Source organism: uncultured Friedmanniella sp., assembly GCF_964244285.1.
Lineage (GTDB): Bacteria > Actinomycetota > Actinomycetes > Propionibacteriales > Propionibacteriaceae > Microlunatus.
This window is the reverse complement of record NZ_CAXTHT010000006.1, coordinates 121,635-143,266: the sequence shown is the minus strand read 5'-3', so window position 1 is coordinate 143,266 and position 21,632 is coordinate 121,635. Positions and strand designations below refer to the sequence as shown.

Here is a 21,632-nt window from a genome sequence, read left to right as displayed (position 1 = left end):
GGATGCGGGCGAGCGACTCTGTGGCACCTTCGGTCGTCCAGGATCCTTCCGGCGGACGTCTCGGGCGGGTCACCCCTCAGAAGCCCACGTCAGCAGCCGGGACCGACCGCGCGCTTCGTCCTGGCCACTGCATCCCGAACTGGGCGATGGCGTTGAGAAAGCCGACGACGACGGCCGGCGTGGGGAGCCCGTAGGCGGTGAGGTCCGTCGTCGTGTGGGCGTCGGCCACCAACGACACGTCGTAGCCGCCCACGACGGCGCTGTGCATGGTGCAGCGGACGCACTGCTCGCTCGCGGCGCCGACCAGGACGATCTCGGAGACGCCGCGCTCGGCGAGCACCCGCTCGAGGTCGGTGTCGGCGAAGGCGTCGCCGTAGGACTTCTCGACCAACGGTTCGCCATCGGCTGGCCCCAGCCCACCGACCCACTGCCACGCGTCGCTGCCCTGCACGAGCTCGTCGTCGTGGTGCTGGACCCACACCACCGGGACCGAGCTCGCGCGGGCCCGGGCGACGAGATCGACCACGGTCGCGATGACCTCCTCGCGCTGGTGGGCCCCGTCGACGACGCCGACTTGCAGGTCGACGACGAGCAGTGCGCGGGAGCCGCGCCCCTCGAGAGTGGTCATCTGAATCTCCTCCGCGCTGGCCGGCGCCGCCCAGGTCCGGCGACCAGGAGGGGCAGCGGTGGCTACCCCTCCACGGTCCCACCGACCGCTGACACATCGTGGCGGCGCCAGGCCCGTCGCCAGGGGAAGCCCAGGGCGACGCCGATGAGGATCGCACAGCAGTGACCGACCGGCCCGACCTCGAGGTGCTGCAGGCCGCTGAACAGGTACGGCGCCAGGAGCGCGAACGCGATCGCACTCGCGATCCGCGCCGGCCAGCGTCCGTAGAGGATGCCGACCGTGAGCGCCGCCACGATGACGTACGACGGCCCGATGTCCAGGCTGATCCGTTCCTCGGAGGGCGCCCGGCCGGTCGCGATCGCCAGCATCAGGATGCCCTCGCTGATCAGCGTCCCGACCACGTGGGCCACGGCCACCAGGAGCGCGCAGCGCAGGTTACCCACGCTCTGACCAGCGGCTACGAGTCCGATCAGACCCAAGGCGATCCAGTCGAGGACGTTGCTGTCGTCGACCAGCGCCGAGAGGACCATCGAGCCGACCGGGTGGTGTGCCAGGTTGACCAGGTCGGTGCTCGCCCAGCTGAACCACGCCTGTTGAGTGCCGGCCGGCTGCCGCCGGAGCAGGGCGTTCGTCGCCGCGAACAGCCCGACGTAGACCCCGGCGGTGACCGACGTCGACGCGACCGGCCGGGCCCGTCGCAGCCAGTGCGAGATCCTGACCCCAGCAGCCCGGCCATCCGGATCGATCATCAACGTTCACCTCGGGTTGGGCTGCGGTTCTCCCGCGCGGTCCGCGGCTGCGTGCAGACTCAGGCTATGCAGATCACGGGGACGGCGGGTCAGCCGAGCACCATCGACGAGTACACGGAGTGGAACGCGCGTCAGCTCGCCTCGCAGAGCGTCAGCCGGCGGACCCTGCTGGCCGCGGTGATGGCCGGCGCCGGCGGGTACGCCACCGCCCAGTTCAAGCTGGCGGACGCCGCGTTCGCCGCCGGCGGCGGGACGGCCGGGACCAGCGGCACGGTGATCTCGGGCCGGCACCTGTCCTTCGTCGCCGACCGGCACGGTCACCCCAGCAACGCCATGGCGGTGACGGCGCAGCTGGTCAACCGCGACGGGATGCTGCCAAAGCGGTTGCGCGCCTTCGTGGAGGTCGGGACCGACCCGGGCAGGTTCGGGCACCGGTTCGAGGCCGACATCGTCCACCTCGTCGGCCAGTACGCCATCCCGGGCGGGCCGATCGGCAGCCAGTTCTACGCCAAGGCGGCCCTGACCGGCCTGCGCGCGGACACCGTCTACCACTACCGGTTGCGGCTCTCCGACGGCACCACGAGCGGCGAGGCCTACTTCACCACCGCCCCCGCGCAGCGGCTCGGCCGCTACCACGAGGTGCCGGCGCCCTTCACGTTCACCGCGTTCGCCGATGTCGGCACGAACAACGCTCCGACCGACCCCCGCTACGCCTGGTCCGCCGACCCGGACTCGGTCAAGGCGGCGGGCGGCACCTGGCCCAAGGGCGTCTTCGACAACAACTACTACGCCGACGCCGACCCGGTGGCCTCGCCCACGACCGGCACGGACCCGCACCCCGCCGCGACGCTCAGCAACCTGATGGCCACCCAGCGGCCGGTGTTCACGCTGCTGGCGGGCGACATCTGCTACGCCGACCCGGGCGGGAGCGGGCTGCCCGCCGACGACACCGGCGCTCTGCCGGGGTCGACGGCCAAGCCGGGCACGAACCTCTACAACCCGTACGTCTGGGATGTCTTCCTCAACCAGATCGAGGGCCAGGCGGCGTACACGCCGTGGATGTTCGCCACCGGCAACCACGACATGGAGCCGCTGTACGGCAACACCAGCTTCCTCGGCGACAGCCCGAACCACGGCTACGGCGGCCACGAGTACCGGCTGGACCTGCCGAAGAACGGGCCGCGCACCTGCCCGTCGGTCTACCGCTTCGTCTACGGCAACGTGGCGGTGATCTCGGTGGACGCCAACGAGCTGAGCAACGAGATCCAGACGAACAAGGGCTACTCCGACGGGGCTCAGCTGCGGTGGCTGACCAGCACGCTCAAGCACTGGCGAACCGACCCCGAGGTCGCCCCGACCATCGATTTCGTGGTCGCCTTCTTCCACCACTGCGCGTTCAGCACCACGAACAACCACGCCTCCGACGGCGGCGTCCGTGACGCACTCGACCCGCTGTTCACCCGGTACCAGGTCGACCTGGTCGTGCAGGGCCACAACCACCTGCTCGAGCGGACCGACCCGATCCGCAACGGCAAGCCGACCCGGCAGGCCCCGGACGGCTCGACGATCGACCCGGTCACCGACGGTGTGACCTACATCTGCGCCGGCAGCGGCGGCCGGCCGCGCTACCCGTTCCGGCCGAAGCCCGACGCCACCACGGCGCCGCCCCCGCCCGGGGTGCCCGTCCCGACCGAGGGGCCGCAGGCGCTCGCCGAGGGCCAGCGGTACCGCGGCTACACCCCGCCCGGCGGGGCGAACACGAGTGAGAACAACACCGAGAACGTGATCAACAGCTACGTCTGGTCCGCCGAGGGCACCGCCATCAACGGCAGCGGCTACCCCCAGGGCACGAAGGTGCCCGAGGAGGTGAGCTGGTCCCAGGTCCGCTACGACGACTACGCCTTCCTCGCCGTGGACGTTGTCCCCGCCGCGCTGGGGAAGAAGACCACCTTCACCATCCGGACGCTGGCCGACGCCCTGCCCGGCACCAACGAGCCGTACACCGAGATCGACCGGATCACTCTCGCCCGCAGAGCCGGCCGGGCCAGGATCCGGCTGGACCCGGGCCACTCCTGAGCGGGGACGGGTAGGACCCGGCTCAGCGGAACGAGGACTGGCGAAGCACGAGGTCGCAGGGCTGGAGCAGGACGCCGTGACCGAGCTCGGCGCCGTCGATCGCGCTCATCAGCCGGCTGGCGGCGACCCGGCCCAGCGTCGTGAGGTTCGGGTCGACGGTGGTCAGCCGCGGCCGCGCGGCCTCGACCATGACGTCCCAGTTGTCGAAGCCCACCACCGCCACCTGGTCGGGCACGGTCGCACCCCCTTCGCGCAGCCCGTCGACGACGCCGCGGGCGACCTGGTCGCTGCCGCACACCACCGCGTCCACCCGTTCGTGGCGTCGCAGCAACTGGTCTGCGGCCGTCCGGCCCCAGGCCTCGCTCCACTGCCCCAGCAGCACCAGGTCGGGGTGCAGGTCGAGGCCGGCCGACGCGAGCTCCTGCCGCAGGCCCTCGCCGCGCCGTTGCGTCGACCAGTGCCGAGGCGGGCCGCTGACGTAGGCAAAGCGTTTCCTGCCGCCCGCGAGGAGGTGCTGAGCGCCGAGACGCGCGCCCTGCACGTCGTCGTAGGTGATCGACAGGTCCGCGGGGTCGTCGGACTGCACCAGCACGTAGACGACGGGGATGGGCAGCGGCCCCAGTGAGGGCCGGGGGTCGGGGCGGCGGCCCGTCACGACCAGGCCGTCGACCCGGCGGTTGAGCAGCTCCTGCACGTAGTGCCGTTCCCGCAGCGGGTCGCCGCGGCCATCGCACAGCAGGGTGGACATCCGCCCGGCGCCGAGTGCGTCCTCGATCCCCACCATCACCGGCGTGGTGAACCGGCCGAAACTGTCTGTGGTCAGGATCCCCACCGTGTAGGTGCGGCCGGCGAGCAGGCTCTTGGCCAGGTGGTTGGGTCGGAAACCCAGCTCCTCGGCGGCCGCGGTGACCCGGCTCCGCGTGGCCTCGCTCAGCTGCCCGGTGCCGTTCAGCGCCTTGGAGACCGTGCCTGGCGACACGCCGGCCCGGGCGGCGACGTCGCGCACGGTCGGCGGGGAGGTGGACGAGCGCACCAGGCACCTCCAGAAGTGTCGGGATCGGGTCTTGACCTCGGGACGGACGGAACACTAGCATCCTGCCGGAAAACGATTTCCAAATGTTTCGCACGAGCGGTGCGAGCTCCGACTGAGGCAGAGAGGCCTACGACATGGCGACGACGAGGGTCAGGCTCACGGCGGCACTGGGCAGCCTGGTGCTGCTGGCCGCAGCCTGCAGCAGCGGCAGCGACGACGGGGGGAGCGGCGACGCGGGCAGCGGTGGCGCCGCGGCGAGCGGCACGATCACCATCTGGGCTCGAGACTCCCAGCAGGGGTTCATGAGCCAGCTGGTCGACCTGTACAACAAGAACCACCAGGTACAGGCCAAGGTGACGATCATCCCGGCCGCCAACTTCGTCCAGAAGCTCGGCACGGCGGCCTCGTCGGGGTCGGGTCCCGACGTGTCCTCCATCGACCTGGTCTACGCCCCCTACTTCGCCTCGGCCGGGGCGCTCGAGGACATCACGAAGCTGTCGGACTCGCTGGCCTACAAGGACGCCCTCAGCCCGTCGCACCGCAAGCTGTCGACGTTCGAGGGCAAGACCTACGCGCTGCCCTTCACCGCCGAGGCGTCAGCGCTCTACTACAACAAGGACCTGTTCAAGAAGGCCGGCCTCGACCCCGACAAGCCGCCGACGACCTATGAGGAGATGCGGACGGCGGCCAAGAAGATCCGCGCCTTGGGCAGCGACTACTACGGCTTCACCTTCGCCGGCGCGTGCGGCGGCTGCAACGTCTTCGAGTTCACCCCGCACGTCTGGGCCACCGGCGGTGACGTGCTGTCCGAGGACGGCAAGACCGCCACGCTGGACAGTCCCCAGGTCGCCGACGCGTTGCAGCTCTACCGCGACATGAACACCGACGGTTCCATCCCGAGCGCGGCCAAGAACGACACGGGTACCCAGCAGATCCCGCTGTTCACCAGCGGCAAGGTCGGGATGACCCCGCTCGGCGCCTTCGCGATCCCCACGATGGAGAAGGCGAAGGTCAACTTCGGGGTCACGCCCATCCCGGGCAAGGACGGACAGAGCAGCTCCTTCGCCGGCGGCGACGTGATCTCGGTGATCAACGGCACCAAGAACGAGGCCGGGGCGGAGGACTTCGTGAAGTGGGCGACCGACGAGGAGGCGCAGACCTTCCTGGCCAGCCACGGCAGCGTGCCGGTCCGGACGGACCTGGTGGACAAGATCTACGCGCCCCAGGGCCCGGCGTACCAGGTGTTCGGCCAGCTGATGGGCATCGGCCACACGCCCTACAGCGTGGTCGAGAACCCGATCTTCAACGACAACAACGGCCCCTGGATCAAGATGATCAACGACTCGGTCTTCGGTGGCGACATCGCCGGCGCGCAGGCCACCGCCCAGAAGGCCGCCCAGAGCCTGATCGACGACGCCGGCTAGGCCTGGTCCGGACCGCCCCGCTGGCCCGGACCGCCCCCCGTTGCCTGAGCCGCACCCCCCGTTGCCTGAGCCTCTCGAAGGCCCTTCGACAGGCTTGGGACGCGGGTGATCACACCATCCGATGCATGGAGGACTCGATGACCTCTCTGGCCCCCGGCCCCACCCTCGCGGGCGCCGACGCCACCCCGGCCGCTTCGCTGCCCCGGCGCCGGTCCCGGTCCTCGCGTCGCCGGGCCCTGACCGGACTGGCGATGGCGAGCCCGGCGATCGTGCTGATCGTGGTCTTCTTCCTCGTCCCGGTGGTGCTCACCGGCTGGATGTCCCTGCACAACTGGCCGCTGATGGGCCGGCACCGCTTCGTCGGACTCGACAACTACACCCGCGCGCTCGGGGACCAGAACTTCCGTCACGCGCTGAAGTTCACGCTGGTCTACACGGTGGTCATCACCCCGATCCTGCTGCTGATCGGCCTGGGCCTGGCGCTGCTCGTCCGCACCCCACGGCCCGGCGGCCGCTTCTTCCAGTCCGTCTACTTCCTCCCCGTCTGCATCGGCCTCGCGTCGGGCTCCTTCCTGTGGCTGTACCTGGGCCAGTCCCAGATCGGGCCGCTCTTCGACCTGCTGCGTCGGGCGGGGCTGGTGGCGGACTCGGGCAACCTGTTCGCCGACGTCTGGACCGCGATGGCCCTGGTGATCGGCATGGTCACCTGGAAGGTCGTCGGGCTGCAGATGCTGCTGCTGCTCTCGGGCATGCAGTCCATTCCCGCCGACGTGATCGAGGCGGCCAGGATCGACGGCGCGAGCCGGTGGCAGTCGTTCCGGCACATCACGGTGCCATTGCTACGTCCGACGCTCGCACTGGTGCTGGTCTTCTCGGTGGCCGGCTCGCTGCTCGCGTTCGACCAGTTCTACATCATGACCGGCGGTGGCCCCTCGAACTCCTCCATCACCGCGGTGTACCAGATCTACCGGATCAGCTTCACCAGTTTCCGTCTCGGCTACGGAGCGGCTCTGTCGGTGCTGCTGATGATCATCCTCGCCGCCGTCAGCGCCGTGCAGATGCTGCTGCTGCGCAACACCGACCACAACTGATGATCATGACGACGGCCATGATGATCATGACGAGAGACCTAGGCGGACCACGATGAGCACTCTGGTGAGCGACGTCCGGTCGAGCGTGCCGCGAATCGTCTGGTGGGTCATCTGCCTGGCGCTGACCGTCCTCTTCCTCTACCCCATCTACGTGATGCTGGCGATGGCGTTCAAGGGCCCGGTCGAGGCCGGCTCGATCCCGCCCACCCTGTTCCCGCACCACCTGAGCCTGGCCAACTTCTCGCGGCTGACGAGCATCCAGGGCCTCAACGTCTTCGGCAACGTGCTGAACAGCGTGGCCGTGACTCTCGGGGCGACACTGGGGACCGTCATCCTCAGCACGCTGGCGGGCTACGCCCTGGCCCGGGCGCGCTTCCTGGGGAGCGGCCTGTTCTTCTTCCTCGCGCTGGCCACCTTCATGATCCCGTTCCAGGCGGTGATCACGCCGCTTTTCAAGGTGATGCAGGTGCTGCACCTCAACAACTCGCTGGTCGGGTTGGCGATCGTCTACATCACGTTCAACCTGCCGTTCGGGCTGTTCATCATGCGCAACTCCTTCGCCGCCCTGCCGGCCAGCCTGGAGGAGGCGGCGCTGGTCGACGGCTGCGGCATCCTCTCGGCCATCCGGACGGTGCTGCTGCCGGTCGTGATGCCGGGAGTGATCACCACCGCCCTGCTGACCTTCTTCGCCACCTGGAACGAGTTCTTCGCGGCGCTGATCCTGATCACCGAGCAGGACAAGTTCACCCTGCCCGTCACCTTGACCCTGGTCTCCAGCGGCCAGTTCGGCACGATCAACTGGGGGTCGCTGCAAGCGGGGGTGGCCCTGACGATCGTGCCGTGCATCGTCGTCTACGTGCTGCTCCAGCGCTACTACGTGAGCGGCATGCTCAGCGGGGCGCTCAAGTGATCGCCCACCACCCCCACACCATCGAGGAAGGACGTCCATGATCGAGACCGGCCGCCGCAGTGCAGGCCCGATCCGGCTGACCGGCTCCAGCGCGGTCGCGCTCCGCCCCGCGACCCGGGCCCGGGTCACCGGCGGCCTCTGGGCCTCACGCCGCGAGATCAACCGCGACGTCTGCGTGCCCCAGGGCTGGGACCGGCTGCACGAAGCCGGCAACTACGCCAACCTGGAGCTGGCCGCCGGGCGCGGCGAGGGTGCTTACACCGGTGAACTGCCCTTCCTCGACTCCGACGTCTACAAGTGGTTGGAGGCCGTGGCCTGGACCTTGGACGACCCGGACCTCGAGGCGTCCTCGGCAGAGAAGCTGCTGCGACGGTTGGCGGAGTCGACCGAGCTGCTGGCCGTCGTGCAGCAGCCCGACGGCTACCTCGACTCCCACTTTCAGGTGCGCTTCCCCGGCGAGCGGTTCGTGCAGCTGCCGTGGGGCCACGAGCTCTACTGCGCCGGCCACCTCATCCAGGCCGCTGTCGCCCTGCACCGCAGCACCGGGGACGAGGCGTTGCTGGGCATCGCCCGCCGGGTGGCCGACCTGGTCGTCGTGGCATTCGGGACCGAGCCCGGCCGGGTGGACGGCGTCTGCGGCCACCCCGAGATCGAGACGGCGCTGGTCGAGCTCTACCGGGAGACCGGCGAGCAGGCCTACCTGGACCGGGCCCGCTACTTCGTGGACCGGCGCGGGCACGGGCTGCTGGGCAGCGACCGGTTCGGCCGTCACTACTGGCAGGACCACGAACCCGTCCGGGAAGCTACCGCGGTCGTGGGCCATGCCGTCCGGCAGCTCTACCTGCTGGCCGGGGTGGCCGACGTCTACGTCGAGACCGGCGACCAGACCCTGCTCGACGCCTGCGCCCGGCTCTGGGACGAGATGGTGGCGACCCAGACCTATCTCACCGGCGGCGTCGGGGCGCACCACCGCGACGAGGCGTTCGGCGACCCGTACGAGCTGCCCAACGAGCGCAGCTACTGCGAGACCTGCGCCGCCATCGCGTCCATCCACCTCAGCTGGCGGATGCTCATGATCACCGGCGAGGCGAAGTACGCCGACCTGCTGGAACGGACGCTCTACAACGGGTTCCTCGCCGGGCTCTCCCTGGACGGGCAGCGCTACATCTACGCCAACCCGTTGCAGGTGCGCGACGACCACGTGGCCAGCGGCGACGACGGTGACTATCTCCGCGTGCCCTGGTTCCGTTGCGCCTGCTGCCCGCCCAACGTGATGCGGCTGCTGGCCTCCCTCGAGCACTACGTGCTGCTGAGCAGTGATGACACCGTGACGCTGCACCAGTACATGAGCGGTGACTACGCCGCCGAGTTGGGTGAGGGCGAAGTGGTGCTCGAGGTGCTCACCGACTACCCCTGGGACGGGGCCGTCCAGGTCGGCGTCGCTGCGACCCCCGACGAGGTCTGGACGTTGGCGCTGCGGGTGCCGGCGTGGGGGTCGGGAGCGGAGCTGAGCGTCAACGGCGAACCGGTGCTCGACCCCTCGGTCGACGGCTGGTGGCGAGTCACCCGGGCGTGGGAGGCGGGTGATGTGGCGCAGCTCCGGCTGCCGCTCGAGCCGCGGCTGACCGCCGCCGACCCGCGGGTGGACGCGGCACGCGGCTCCCTGGCCCTCGAACGAGGTCCGCTGGTCTACTGCCTCGAGGGCGTCGACCACGACGGCCACCGCCTTGACGACCTCCTGCTCGACGCCGACGGGCCGTTGTCGGAGAGCGTCGAGGACGGCGAGCTCGGCCGGATCGTCCGGGTCGAGGTTGCGGGCGCGACCCGACCGCGCACCCACGGGTCGTGGTGGCCCTACGCGCCAGCCACCGGGGGGGCCCTGACCGGGGGGCCGGTCACCCTCAGCGCCGTGCCCTACTTCACCTGGGGCAACCGCGGCTCGGGTGGAATGCGGGTCTGGGTGCCGACGGCCTAGACCTCCGGGGCGGCTTCGGAGCCCGACTGATCGTCGGCGTCGGGGGCGTGCACGCCCTGCTCGGCCAGGCCCTCGGCCACGTCTCCGTCCGGACGCCCCTCCGGCGGGGCGGTCATGGTCGGTTCGGAGTCGGTGTCGTCGCCCTCGGGGTACACGCTGCTGTCAGTCATGTCCTCTTCTTACCCTGAACGGGCTGGCCGGGCCACGGCGCCTCCGATGTCGGACAAGGAGTAGTGATGTGCCGGGTAGTCGCGGCAGATCACTACACGATCCCGGCTCAGACCCTCGTCTGCACGTACACACCGCCGTCGCGGACCTCGACGGGGTAACCGCGGAGCCGGCTGCGCGAGCCGGTCACCAGGTGCCGCCCGGTGACCAGGTCGAACTCCCAGCCGTGCCACGGGCACTGCAGCACCTCCCCGTCCCGACCGGGCTCGTAGGCGTAGACCGCGGACGGCAGCAACGTGCCCGTGACGCGGCCGCGGCAGACCGGCGCCGCCAGGTGCGGGCAGTGGTTGCGCCAGGCCCGGACCTCACCCCGCACGCGAAAGAGGCCGATCTCGAGCCCGCCGAGGTGGACCAGCAGGGCGCCGTGTGCCGGCACGTCCGCCTCTTCGGCTACCCGGTGCAGCGTCATGAGCGGAGCCTCACCCCGCCAGCCCGTACAGCTCGGCCGCCGTCCCGCCCATGATCCGGGCCCGCAGCAGCGGGTCGAGCTGCCGTAGCGCCAGGCCGGGATGGTCACCGTCCCAGTGCGGGTAGTCGGAGGAGAACATCACGGTCCGGCTCGGGTCCATCAGGGCCAGCACCTGGGCGAGGTGCTCGGGCCGTTCGGGTTCCTCCAGCGGTTGGGTGGTCAGCCGGACGTGCTCGAGGACGTACTCCGAGGGGAGCCGGCGCAGCCAGGGCACGGTGTCGCGCAGCGCCCGGTAGTTCTTGTCCATCCGCCACATCAGCGCCGGCAGCCAGGACAGCCCACCCTCGACAATCACCACGCGGAGCGTCGGGAACCGCACGAACACGCCCTCGCAGACCAGGCTGTTCACCTGGGCCATGGCGGTCAGCGGCAACATGTTGTGCCACTCGAGGTAGCGCGACGGGTATCCCACCGGGGTCGGCGGCCCGGCCGAACCGGCACCCTCGGCGCCCGGGTGCAGCGCCACCGGTAGCCGCAGCTCGGCGGCCGCCTCGTAGATGGGGTGGTATTGCCGTTGGCCGCACGGCGCTCGGGTGGTCGAGGCCATCAGCACCTGCACCATGTCCGGACGGCGGCCCACGCGGCGGATCTCCCGGACGGCCGCGGACGGGTCGTCGGCGTTGACCAGTACCGACCCCCGGAACCGGTGGCTGACGGTCAGCCAGCCCTCGATGGTGGCGTCGTTGACCGCGGTGGCGATGGCGTTCTGGTAGTCGGGGTCGGTACCCAGCGCCAGCACGAACGGGCCGGTGAGGACGGCGTAGTCGACGCCGTAGCGGTCGAGGTGATCGCTGACCAGGTGGCGCGGATCGCTGGCCGGTGGACCGCCTCCGGGCGGCACGGTGTCGCGACGCAGCACGCCGCGCGGGTTGGTGTAACCGGTGGTGGGGCCCAGGCCGCTCGTGACCCAGCGCTCCCGCCACACCGGGGGCAGGAAGGGCGTCAGGTCCGGGATGGACTGGTGGACGTCGGTGTCCACCACGAGGGCAGGCACCAGGCTCAGCTCTCCTCGGCCATGCTCCGCAGGGCCCAGAGCTGGGTCCGCAGGCGGCGCGGCTGCTGCAGGGTGGCCACCACCGCGGCGGCCACGTCCTCGGCGGTCAGGACGTCCTCGAGCCAGGCGTCGCCCTCGTTGCGGCCGGCGCCGATCGCGAACTCGGTCGAGACCGCCGCCGGGCAGAGCGTGGTCACGCGGATGCCCTCCGCGCGCAGCTCGCGGTCGACCGAGCCGGCCAGGCCCACCTGGGCGAACTTCGTCGCGGCGTAGACGGCCTCGATCGCGCCGCCGCGCAGCCCGGCCACCGAGCTCATGATCACCAGGTCGCCGCCGCCCGCCTCGCGCATCACCGGGACCGCGGCCCGGATGCTCCACACCGTGCCCAGGAAGTTGGTGCCGCTCATGATGAGGATCTCGTCGTCGGTCATGTCCATGATCCCGCCGTAGGAGCCGATGCCGGCGTTCGCGACCATGCTGTCGAGCCGCCCCCACCGCGCCACTGCGGCCGCGACCAGCCGGCGGTTCACCTCCGGATCGGCCACGTCGCCGGCCACCGTGAGCACGTTCTCCGCGCCGAGCTCGGTGACCAGCTCGGCCAGCCGCTCCTCGCGCCGGCCGAGCAGGGCCACCCGCGCACCGGCGGCCACGAGCAGCCGGGCGGCGGCCCGGCCGATGCCGGCGGTCGCGCCCGTGACCGCGACGACGGTGTCGGTGAGGTCCCGGGTCCCGGTGCTCACCGGGCCGCCCAGAGCAGGCCGCGCTCGATGACGGTGCGGACCGACGGGTGGTCCAGCACGTCCGGGCTGTGTCCGGGGGTGGCGACGAAGATCCGCCCCTGGCCCCACTGCCTGGTCCAGATGGCGGGCGAGGTCACCGGTCGGTGCCAGGCGTCGCAGGCCCGGGCCGCCAGCGTGGTGGTGGCGAGCACGTCCAGGTAGTCGTCGTTCAGCACCCAGTACTGCTCGGTGACCAGGTCGAAGTCCTCGATCCCGACGACGATCGGGTGGTCCCTGGTTCGGGTGAGGATGTTGACGACGTAGGGCAGGTAGTTGTTCTCGGGGCCGCCGTCCGGGTCGAGCTGGTCGGGCTCCTTCGGCGGGTGGCAGGCGAACTGACCGCCCATCAGGTGCAGGTAGTCGGCGCTGTTGCGGAACGAGTCCGCGATGCCGCCGTGCCAACCGCCGAAGCCGGTCCCGGCCGCGATCGCGGTGCGCAGTCCGGTGACCGCGGCGTCGGAGGCCGTCCCCATCGTGTAGCACTGCAGGATCAGGTCGGTCGCGGCCATCGCGTCGGCGTCGGTGTAGACCTCGGGTGAGTCCTCGATCCGGACGTCGAAGCCGTTGGCCTGCAGGTGGGGGATGAAGCGGTCGGTCGCTTCCACCGGGCTGTGGCCCTCCCAGCCGCCGCGGACGACGAGCGCGGAACGGGATGCTGTCGCGGCCATCACAGCACCGTCCAGCGGGAGTCGTCGGCCGCGCTGCGCTCGACGGCGTCCATCACGCGCTGGACGGCGAGGGCGTCGGCGAAGGAGGGGCGCGGTTGCTCGCCGGCCGCCAGCGCCGAGACCAGGTCCACCACCTGGTGGGTGAAGCTGTGCTCGTAGCCCAGCCCGTGGCCCGGCGGCCACCAGCTGGCGGTGTAGGGGTGGTCGGCCTCGGTGACCACGATCCGGGTGAAGCCCTGGGTGCGGCTCGGTGTCGAGCCGTCGAAGAAGTGCAGCACGTTCATGTCCTCGAAGTCGAAGGAGAGTGATCCGAGCGACCCGTTCACCTCGATCCGGATCGCGTTCTTGCGGCCGAGCGCGAAGCGGGTGGCCTCGAACGAGCCGACCGCCCCGCCCTCGAAACGGGCCGTGAACAGGGCTGCGTCGTCCACGGTGACGGGCCCACGCCCAGTGCGGCCGTCCTCGCTCCTCGACAGCCCGCTGGCTTGACCGGAGGAGTAGGGCCGGTCGTGGACGAAGGTCTGCAGCAGTGCGGAGACGCCGGTGACCGACTGGCCGGTGACCCACTGGGTGGCGTCGATGACGTGCGCGCCGATGTCGCCCAGGGCGCCGGAGCCAGAGACGCTCCTGTCCATCCGCCAGGTCAGCGGCGCGTCGGGGTCGGAGAGCCAGTCCTGCAGGTACTGCGCGCGGACGTGCCGGATCTCGCCCAGCCGACCCTCGGCGACCAGCTGGCGGGCCAGCGCCAGCGCCGGCACCCGGCGGTAGGTGAAGCCGCACATGGCCAGCACCCCACGCTCGGCAGCGGCCGCGGCGGCCTCGGTCATCTGCTCGGCCTCAGCGACGGAGTTGGCCAGCGGCTTCTCGCACAGCACGTGCTTGCCGGCGGCCAGCGCGGCCAGCGCGATCTCCACGTGGGTGTCACCCGGGCTGCAGATGTCGACCAGGTCGACGTCCTCCCGTTCGACCAGCTCGCGCCAGTCGGTGGTCGTCTCGTGCCAGCCGAAGCGCGCCGCCGTGGCCCGGGCCCGCTCGGCGTCGCGGCCTGCCATCACCTGCAGCACCGGTTGCCGCGGCAGGTCGAAGAATTTCGGCGCGGTCGCCCAGGCGTGCGAGTGCGCCGCCCCCATGAACGCGGTGCCGATGATCCCGACCCGCAGCTCCCCTGCGTCAGCCATGCTCCTCCTCTGCTCCCACCGCGGCGGGCTCGATCTCGACCACGGCCTTGACGAAGCCCTCGGGCTTGCTCACGGCCGCGGCGAAAGCCTCGTTGACGTCCTCCAACGCGAACCGGTGGGTGACCAACCGGGAGAGGTCGAGCTGGCCGGTCGCCAGCAGCGCCATCCCGACGCTCATCCCGCGCATGATCACGGCCGGGTCCCGAAAGTGGGCGTTGACCAGGCGGAACGCCAGCCAGTTCCACTGGGCCAGCGGGATCCGGCGCGGCTCGCCCAGGTGGAACCCGACCAGCACCAGCGTGCCGCTCATCCGGGTGAGGTCGCCGATCACGTCCAGCGCGCTCTGCGCCCCCGTGACCTCGAAGGTCATGTCCATGCCGCGGCCGCCGGTCAACCGCTCGACGGCGTCCTCGAGAGGCTCCCGGCTCACGTCGACGGTCTCGGTCGCACCCAGGGTGCGGGCCAGCTTCAGCGTGTCCGGCCGGCTGTCCGCGACGATTAGTTGGGTGACCCCACGGAGCGCGAGCAGCCGGGTGACCAGCAGGCCCATGAAGCCCGCACCCACCACGATCACGCGGTCGCCGAGCCGGACATCGGCGGCTTCGACGGCGTTGCTGGCGCAGGCGATCGGCTCCAGCAGGGCCAGCTCCGTGGCCATCGCGGCCGGCACCGGGCGGCAGTGCTCGGCGCGAGCGCTCACGTACTCGGCGTAGCCGGCCCCGGTGGCCCAGACCGCGACCCGCTCGCCGACCACGAAGTCGGTGACCTCGGCACCCACCTCGACGACGGTGCCGGTCACCTCGTGGCCGATCCGCACCGGGTACTCCACGGGCCTGCTACCGGTCCAGCTGCTGAGCTCGGACGCGCAGACCCCGCACGCCCCGACGCGGACGAGCAGCTCGTCGCGGCCCGGCACCGGCAGGTCGGCGTCGACCACGACGAAGTCGCGCGGTCCGCGCAGCTCGGCGAGCCTCACAGGACCACCACGGTGTAGACGCCGACCTCGGACAGGGTGAGGGTGTGCCTGCCGTCGACCAGGCGGACGGGGACGAGCTCCTCGGGCCGGCCGGGCCTGACCACCCGGGCCTCGCTCACGGAGGTGGCGTCCAGCCGGATCGCGAGCTCGACGTCGACCAGCGCGGTCACCGCGTCGGCCTCCTCGTCATAGCCGTAGTTGACCAGGTGGCAGGCGACGGCGTCCGACCCGGGTAGCCGCTGCAGCTGGCTGGCGAGCCCGGCGGCCGGGTCGCCGGTGTGCGCGACCTGGGGCCCGAGCGGCTGCAGGCCGACGGCGTCGGCGTCGTCCGCCCGGGTCAGGCCGGGGTGCGCACGGAGCCGCACCGTCTGCTCGTCGCTCAGGTTCTGCCCCGGCTCGGCGGTGACGACCACCCGGCCGCCGCCGTCCAGGTAGGTCTCGAGCGAGGTGACCTGGCCGTGCGTCAACCACCAGCAGCCGGGCAGCACCACGGTCGCATACCGAGCCAGCTCGGCCGCGTCGAAACGGTCCGGCTGAAGCTCGCCGTCGGTCGCGAGCACCACGTCGAACGGGACACCGGCCCGGCTCAGCGTCTCGGTGACCACCCGGTACGGCACCAGCACGGACGCGTCCCGGGCGTTGGTCAGGTTGTCGCTGGCGTCCGCCCGGGCGATCAGGTCCCGGCTGGAGGGGACGCTGTGCACGACGGCCAGCTCGTTCGCGCTCACCGGCGAGCGGAGGTCCTCGGTGTCGGCGAGGAAGGCCTGGCACTCCACCAGCAGGCCGTGCGGGGCCCAGAAGGAGTCCTGCTCGATCGCGCCCATCCACGACCCGTAGGGCACGGTCATGTTCGCCCCGAACGCAGCCGCTTCGTAGAGGCTGAGCCGCATCCGGTCGTAGCCGCGCCCGACGCTGAGCGCGGCCGCCACCTCGGGGACGACGCCGCCGTAGGGGTTCTCGACCACGACGACCTCGCGCCCGCCCGCGTGCCGGGCGAACGCGTCGGCGTAGCGGAACCACTCCGGCTGCCGGTCGGTCGTGTTGCGCATCTCGGTGATCAGGAAGTCGGTGTGCTCGGCCAGCGGCAGGTAGTGCGGGTCGAGGTTGAAGAAGTTGCCCGTGACCAGCACCTCGCGCCCGCGGCTGCGGGCGTAGCTCCGCGCGTAGTCGGCCAGCTCGGCGAAGTGCCGCTCGATCGCCGCGCACTGGTAGGCGTAGTAGTGCCCGAAGAGCGGGGAGGCCTGCTGGTCGGTCTGGAAGTCGTACCCCTGGGCGAGCAGCCAGGGCCCGTAGGCGAAGTCGGCCAGGTCCACCCCGGCCAGCTCGGCGGGCCGACGCTCGACGGCGAGCTGTTGCAGGTAGCTCCGGAAGCCGGTGCTGCAGTCGCGGCAGAAGCAGGCGCCGTACTGCATCGCGCCCAGCGGCAGCTCGGCCTCGTCCAGCTGGATGCCGTCCACGCCGGCGTCGACCTGGATCCGGATGATGGCCTTGAGGTAGGTCCGCCAGACCGGGTTGTTGCGGTCCATGTAGAAGCACTGGTGCTCCCGGTCAGGGCACTCCACCCAGCGCGCGTGGCAGGGTTCACCGTGGATGTCGCGGGCCACGCACTCCTCGATCAAGTCACGCACCGGCTCCCCGGCGGAGTTGCGCAGCCCGCCCGGGAAGTAGGTCTCGAAGGCCGGCCAGAGGTTCGGGTAGCGGTCGGAGGAGAACTCCCGCAGGCCCAGCCAGCCACTCCTGCCCACGCCGCGCAGCTCGTTGAGCGCGAGGACGGTGCTCTCGTCCTCGTCCAGCTCGACCGGGAACTCCCAGCCCTGGGCCTCGAAGACGATGCCCAGCACCTTGATCCCACGGGCCTGGCAGGCGGCGACGAACTCGCTGTCGTTGACGAAGCCGTAGAAGCGCGACCGCGGCTCCACCGCGCCGAAGGCCTCCTGCTCGAGGTAGGGCAGGGCCACCGAGCCGCCGCCCATCGACGCCCAGACCAGCAGGTTCGCGCGGTAGTCGACGAGGTCGTCCACCATCCGCAGCCGGCGCGGCGGCAGGCTGGGGTGGTAGCAGTGCTGCCGGGGAAACCACGCGTCGAAGTAGACGCCTCTGAGCATCAGTCGACCCTCAGGAACCGGGGACGTTCGCGTAGGTGTTCCCGGCCCGGTCCGTACCTCGGGCGAGCCAGATCTTCCAGCCCTCGTTCTGCTCCACGGGCATCATCCTCACCGAGGCCGGGAAGTAGCGCATCGTGTAGCCGGTGCGGCGCACGGGTGAGGTGTTCGCTCGCGCGCCGTGCACGATCCGCCCGTCGTGCAGTGAGAACTGGCCGCGCTCCAGCTCGAAGTCGACCGCCTCGTTCTCGTCGACGTCCGGGATCTCGGCGTGGAAGGTCTGCACGCTCATGTCGGTTGGCACGTAGTTGTCGTGGAAGCCACCCAGCAGGTGGCTGCCCGGGACCACGCGCATGCAGCCGTTGCTACGGTTGCTCGGCCCGAGGGCCAGCCAGACCGTGACGATCGAGTCGTAACGGTCGAACCGGCCGTTCCAGAAGGCCGAGTCCTCGTGCCAGGGCGTGGCCCGACCGGTGAACGGGTCCTTGGAGATGAAGTGGCTGGTCCACAGGGCGATGTCCGGCCCGAGGAGCGGTTCGACCAGGTCCAGCACCTCTTCTCCCAGCAGGTAGTCCAGCAGCCGCGGGTCGCGGAAGTGCGGGGTGTCCAGCTCGTCGGAGAGCTTGGAGCCCTTGTCGGCGAGGTGCTCGTCGAAGACGGTCTCGAGCGCGTCGAGCTTCTCCGGCCGGTAGAGCTGGGCGCCCGGTAGCAGGTAGCCCTGCTTGCGGAACGTCTCGACGTCGTCGTCGGTCAGCAGCGTGGTCACGGGTCTGCACTCCTGGTCGTGGGCTCGGGTCAGGCGGTGGTCGTGCGACCGAGCACACGGACGAGCTCGGCGAAGAGGTCGAGGTCGGCGACGAAGTCCTCGGGCGAGGTCTTCGGGGCGCGGCCGTTCGTCGCCGCGTCGTGGAAGTACTCCAGCTCGGCGGTGTAGGGGTCCTTGTAGTGGGGCCGGATCGTCGTCTGGGTGAAGGCCGTGCCGCTGGTCCCGGTCACCGTCAACGTGGTGGGCAGGTGCCGGACGTACGGGGTGTCGTACTGGATCCGCATCGAGGCGAGGTCGCCGTACACCTCCAGGTGGGCGTCGAAGCGCAGCTGCTCGTCCACCCCGGTCTCGTACGACACCACGAAGTCGGGGTAGTCCAGCAGGGCCGCGATGTAGCCGCCGCCCCGCCACGTCCGTGCGGCCGCCACCCCCGACGGCGGGCCGAGCAGCTCCCGCATCGCCGAGAAGTCGTGGCTGCCGAGGCCGCAGAGCAGCCGGTACGCGCCCGACAGCTCGGGCCCGACGTCGCCGATGGCGTCGCGGACCAACGCACCCCCGCGATCCCAGCGTTGCTGCATCTGGTCGGTGGTCAGATCGTCGGGCCGCACCACGTAGGCGGTCTGGTCGATGATGAGGGAGTTCCGCCCGATCATGTCGTGCACCCGGGCGAAGTGGACCGGCCCCAGGGCCGGCATCCGCGCCGCTGCCTCGAGGAACGCCGGTGCGAACCGGCGCATGTAGCCGACCATCACGGTCAGCCCGGTGCGGTCGCGGGCGGCGATGACCCGCTCCGCCTCCCGGGGCGAGAGGCACATCGGCTTCTCGACCAGGACGTGCAGGCCGTGCTCGAGGGCGACCACCGCGCACTCGGCGTGGTACTCGTCGCTGTTGAGCACCAGGACGGCGTCCAGACCGCCCGCCTCGATCATCTCGAGCGGGTCGAGGTAGCGGTTCGGGATGCCGAAGCGGTCCCCGACGGTCTTGACCAGGGTGGGGGAGAGGTCGCAGCCCGCCTGGACGGTGAAGAGCTGCGGCAACGAGTGCAGGACGGGGAGGTGGATGACCTGGGCGACCTCGCCCAGGCCGATCACGCCGACGTTGAGCACCTCAGCTGCGCCGCTGCCGCGGCGCGTACCACAGCGGGTGCCGGTGGGGTGCGTGCGCGAGGGCGTGCCGCAGGGCGCGGTAGGCCGGCTTCTCGTGCAGGTTCTCGTCGTAGGGCAGCGGCCGCCGGGCGGCCCCGTCCTCGCGCGGGTAGTCCTCCTGCAGCCAGGTGTAGCGGTCCGACAAGCCGAACGCCATCACCGACTTGACCGCCGGCTCGGCGAGCGCAACCCCGAGGTAGTCGGCGTAGATGTCACCCACGGCCACGTCCCGGGCCCGGACCGCGGCGGGCAGGCCGTCGTCCAGCACGTCGAGCTCGGTGATGAGGATCCTCAGGCCGCGGCGGGCCAGCTGACGGAGGAAGCGCCGGTACTGGCGAGCGTCGAAGCTGTCCCAGTACGCAGCCCCCAGGTGAGCCTGGATGCCGACCGCGTCCAGCGGGACGTGCTGGCGCTGCAGCGTGTCGATCACCGAGAGGAAGCCCTCCTGTCGGTCCGCCGGCTGGTCGCCGTACTCGTTGGTGGTCTCGAACCCGAACTCGTTGAGCACGAGGGTGGCGTGTGGGTCGTGGCGCCGGGCCAGCCGGAACATCCGGCCGACGTACTCCTGCCCGATCGTGGCGTACCACGGCACGTTGGTCCGGAAGCCGAGGTCGTCGGCGTCGTCACCGAGGGGGCCGGTCACCTCGTTGGCCACGATCCAGCCTGCCGTCCGGCCGCGGTAGCGGCGGACCATCGCCCGGGCGGTGCCGAAGAGCAGCGTCTCCGCCTCCGATTTGTCCAGCTCCCACAGGTAGTCCTCGGGCCAGCCGTCGCCGAAGCCCTCGTCCCAGGCGAGGTGAGCGCCGAAGACCAGTTGACCCTGGCGGTGCGCGCGGGCGTAGAGCTGGTCGGCGTAGCTGAAGTTGAGCGCCGCGTCCGGCGTCGGCTTCAGCTCGTACCAGAGGAGGTCTTCCTCGGTGAACAGGATCGCGTCCTCGCGGTCGATCAGCGCGCGGTACTCGGCGTCGGCGTAGGTGCGCACGTTGGCGGCGGAGCCGAACGTGAGGCCCCTACCGGCCGCCACGCGCCACAGCGGGGTACGCCGCGGGCGGGGGCGGTGGTGGGAACCGGCCGGCGAGGTTGCGGTCGCGGCCGCGGGGGCCGCTACCGCGCCCAGTCCGGAGAGGGTGGCGGCGGCCGCACCGCCGAGCAGCAGACGGCGCGAGACCGCGGGCGACGAACTGGACCGGTCGGAGCCGGCCACGTCGGCATCAGCGTTGATGCCAATCGATTTGGTGGTCATGGCGCTCGACACTAACGGTGCCGACCACGGTTGGGAAGCCCCAGATCCTGCCGGGTCCGGAGGTTCAGGAGGTCTCGCGCACGATCAGCCGGCAGGGCAGCACGACGGTGCGCCGGGAGCCGCTGTGCCGGCCCTGGAGCCGGTCGAGGACCAGCTTGCCGGCCGACCAGCCGGTCTCGTAGGCGGGGTTGGCGATCGTCGTCAGCGCGGGACTCACCAGCGAGGCCGCCTCGATGTCGTCGAAGCCGATCAGCCGCAGGTCGGCCGGCAGGGTGAGGTCGAGCTCGCGCGCCGCGTCCAGGGCACCGATCGCCATCAGGTCGTTGGCGCAGAACACCGCGTCGGGCGGGTGTGCGCTCCGCATGAGCCGGTGCAGGGCGGCCCGGCCCCCGGCGCGGGTCCAGTCGCCGTGCACGGTCAGGAACTTCGGGACGCGGAGGCCCGCCTCGAGCAGTGCCTCCTGGTAGCCGGCCACCCGGGACCCGCCCTGACTCGCCGGGCCCGAGATCATGGCCACCCGGCGGGCGCCACGGGAGACCAGGTGCTCCACCGCCGACCGGGAGGCCTCTCCGTCCGCGGCGATCACCCGGTCGACCAAGGGGTGGTCGATGCTCTCCCCGAGGCAGACCACCGGGGTGTCGTAGCGGGTGGGCACGGTCGCTCCTGCGGAGTCGTGCTCGACCGAGGCCATCACCAGCCCGTCGGCCCCGCGGGCCAGGACGTCGCCGACGAGCTGCCGCTCCCGCCCGGCCGAGCCGTCGGTGTTGCAGACCCAGGTGCCGTAGTCGCTGCCGAGAGCGTCCGCGAGACCGCGGGTGAGCTGGGCGTAGAACGGGTTGGTGATGTCCGGCACCACCACGGCGATCATCTGCGAGCTGCCGACGCGCAGGTTCCGGGCGACGTGGTTGGGCCGGTAGTGCAGCTGGGAGACCGCGGCCTGCACCCGGTCTCGGGTGGCGGCGGCCACCGGTCGCTTGCCGGTGAGGACGTGGGACACCGTGGTGGTGCTGACCCCGGAGACCCGGGCGACGTCGGCGATGGTGGCCCGCCCGGGGGTGGTCGGGGTGACTACCGGTGACGTGTCGGTCACGGGCACCTCCTCATCGCCCGCGGCGGGTCCCGTGGCGGGCAGGGCTGACCCGGGAATCTAGCATCCCCGACCGGGCGTCCAAAACGATTGACCGGCGCGCCACGGCCG

20 protein-coding genes are annotated in these 21,632 nt (G+C 71.2%); 5 read left to right on the top strand and 15 right to left on the bottom strand.

The genetic code is table 11. The features are described 5' to 3' along the window. Nucleotides 1-76: 76 nt before the first annotated feature. Nucleotides 77-628, bottom strand: coding sequence for an isochorismatase family protein (locus ACFE7W_RS15360; protein WP_375425685.1), 552 nt, complete (start codon nt 626-628; stop codon nt 77-79). A 62-nt stretch (nt 629-690) separates the two neighbouring features. Further along, nucleotides 691-1,377 carry a rhomboid-like protein gene (locus tag ACFE7W_RS15355; protein WP_375425684.1) on the bottom strand — a complete coding sequence of 229 codons (687 nt, stop codon included), beginning with the start codon at nt 1,375-1,377 and terminating at the stop codon, nt 691-693. Between the two features lie 66 nt (nt 1,378-1,443). On the opposite strand from ACFE7W_RS15355, the gene ACFE7W_RS15350 reads away from it, so the two are divergent. Next, the gene (locus tag ACFE7W_RS15350; protein ID WP_375425683.1) at nt 1,444-3,453 is read left to right on the top strand and encodes a metallophosphoesterase; all 2,010 of its coding nucleotides are present in this window, start codon (nt 1,444-1,446) and stop codon (nt 3,451-3,453) included. A 22-nt stretch (nt 3,454-3,475) separates the two neighbouring features. Here ACFE7W_RS15350 and ACFE7W_RS15345 read toward each other — a convergent pair whose 3' ends face one another. Next, a complete protein-coding gene (locus ACFE7W_RS15345; protein ID WP_375425682.1) occupies nt 3,476-4,486 on the bottom strand; it encodes a LacI family DNA-binding transcriptional regulator in 1,011 nt (336 codons plus the stop codon). A gap of 134 nt (nt 4,487-4,620) precedes the next feature. On the opposite strand from ACFE7W_RS15345, the gene ACFE7W_RS15340 reads away from it, so the two are divergent. The 4 genes from ACFE7W_RS15340 (at nt 4,621) to ACFE7W_RS15325 (ending at nt 9,886) form a co-directional block, all read left to right on the top strand. Further along, entirely contained in the window at nt 4,621-5,910 is a 1,290-nt protein-coding gene (locus ACFE7W_RS15340) for an ABC transporter substrate-binding protein (protein ID WP_375425681.1), read from the top strand. A 137-nt stretch (nt 5,911-6,047) separates the two neighbouring features. Then, nucleotides 6,048-7,001, top strand: a complete 954-nt coding sequence (locus ACFE7W_RS15335; protein ID WP_375425680.1) for a carbohydrate ABC transporter permease — start codon at nt 6,048-6,050, stop codon at nt 6,999-7,001. A gap of 52 nt (nt 7,002-7,053) precedes the next feature. Next, a complete protein-coding gene (locus tag ACFE7W_RS15330; protein WP_375425679.1) occupies nt 7,054-7,911 on the top strand; it encodes a carbohydrate ABC transporter permease in 858 nt (285 codons plus the stop codon). 37 nt (nt 7,912-7,948) lie between these two features. Further along, the gene (locus ACFE7W_RS15325) at nt 7,949-9,886 is read left to right on the top strand and encodes a glycoside hydrolase family 127 protein (protein ID WP_375425678.1); all 1,938 of its coding nucleotides are present in this window, start codon (nt 7,949-7,951) and stop codon (nt 9,884-9,886) included. Here ACFE7W_RS15325 and ACFE7W_RS15320 read toward each other — a convergent pair. The 12 genes from ACFE7W_RS15320 to ACFE7W_RS15265 form a co-directional block, all read right to left on the bottom strand. Continuing rightward, nucleotides 9,883-10,056, bottom strand: a complete 174-nt coding sequence (locus ACFE7W_RS15320; protein ID WP_375425677.1) for a hypothetical protein — start codon at nt 10,054-10,056, stop codon at nt 9,883-9,885. The two genes, ACFE7W_RS15325 and ACFE7W_RS15320, sit on opposite strands and share 4 nt — an antisense overlap. Nucleotides 10,057-10,163: 107 nt before the next feature. Continuing rightward, nucleotides 10,164-10,523 carry a Rieske (2Fe-2S) protein gene (locus ACFE7W_RS15315; RefSeq protein WP_375425676.1) on the bottom strand — a complete coding sequence of 120 codons (360 nt, stop codon included), beginning with the start codon at nt 10,521-10,523 and terminating at the stop codon, nt 10,164-10,166. 10 nt (nt 10,524-10,533) lie between these two features. Next, a complete protein-coding gene (locus tag ACFE7W_RS15310; RefSeq protein ID WP_375425675.1) occupies nt 10,534-11,577 on the bottom strand; it encodes an amidohydrolase family protein in 1,044 nt (347 codons plus the stop codon). A 5-nt stretch (nt 11,578-11,582) separates the two neighbouring features. After that, nucleotides 11,583-12,317 carry an SDR family oxidoreductase gene (locus tag ACFE7W_RS15305; protein WP_375425674.1) on the bottom strand — a complete coding sequence of 245 codons (735 nt, stop codon included), beginning with the start codon at nt 12,315-12,317 and terminating at the stop codon, nt 11,583-11,585. Further along, a complete protein-coding gene (locus ACFE7W_RS15300; protein ID WP_375425673.1) occupies nt 12,314-13,024 on the bottom strand; it encodes a ThuA domain-containing protein in 711 nt (236 codons plus the stop codon). The genes ACFE7W_RS15305 and ACFE7W_RS15300 overlap by 4 nt, the downstream gene beginning before the upstream one ends. Beyond that, a complete protein-coding gene (locus ACFE7W_RS15295; protein ID WP_375425672.1) occupies nt 13,024-14,202 on the bottom strand; it encodes a Gfo/Idh/MocA family protein in 1,179 nt (392 codons plus the stop codon). The genes ACFE7W_RS15300 and ACFE7W_RS15295 overlap by 1 nt, the downstream gene beginning before the upstream one ends. Next, on the bottom strand, nt 14,195-15,178 hold the full coding sequence (locus ACFE7W_RS15290; RefSeq protein WP_375425671.1) for a zinc-binding dehydrogenase: 984 nt from the start codon (nt 15,176-15,178) through the stop codon (nt 14,195-14,197). The genes ACFE7W_RS15295 and ACFE7W_RS15290 overlap by 8 nt, the downstream gene beginning before the upstream one ends. Next, complete coding sequence (locus ACFE7W_RS15285) at nt 15,175-17,283, bottom strand: hypothetical protein (RefSeq protein WP_375425670.1); 2,109 nt, start codon at nt 17,281-17,283, stop codon at nt 15,175-15,177. The genes ACFE7W_RS15290 and ACFE7W_RS15285 overlap by 4 nt, the downstream gene beginning before the upstream one ends. A 10-nt stretch (nt 17,284-17,293) precedes the next feature. Beyond that, nucleotides 17,294-18,046: a phytanoyl-CoA dioxygenase family protein gene (locus ACFE7W_RS15280; protein WP_375425669.1), complete on the bottom strand. Its 753-nt coding sequence runs from the start codon at nt 18,044-18,046 to the stop codon at nt 17,294-17,296. Nucleotides 18,047-18,075: 29 nt separating this feature from the next. After that, nucleotides 18,076-19,152 (bottom strand): Gfo/Idh/MocA family protein, encoded by a 1,077-nt coding sequence (locus ACFE7W_RS15275; RefSeq protein ID WP_375425668.1) that lies wholly within the window; start codon nt 19,150-19,152, stop codon nt 18,076-18,078. A 1-nt stretch (nt 19,153) separates the two neighbouring features. Next, a complete protein-coding gene (locus ACFE7W_RS15270) occupies nt 19,154-20,434 on the bottom strand; it encodes an endo-1,4-beta-xylanase (RefSeq protein WP_375425667.1) in 1,281 nt (426 codons plus the stop codon). 64 nt (nt 20,435-20,498) lie between these two features. After that, complete coding sequence (locus ACFE7W_RS15265; RefSeq protein ID WP_375425666.1) at nt 20,499-21,524, bottom strand: LacI family DNA-binding transcriptional regulator; 1,026 nt, start codon at nt 21,522-21,524, stop codon at nt 20,499-20,501. Nucleotides 21,525-21,632: the final 108 nt, after the last annotated feature.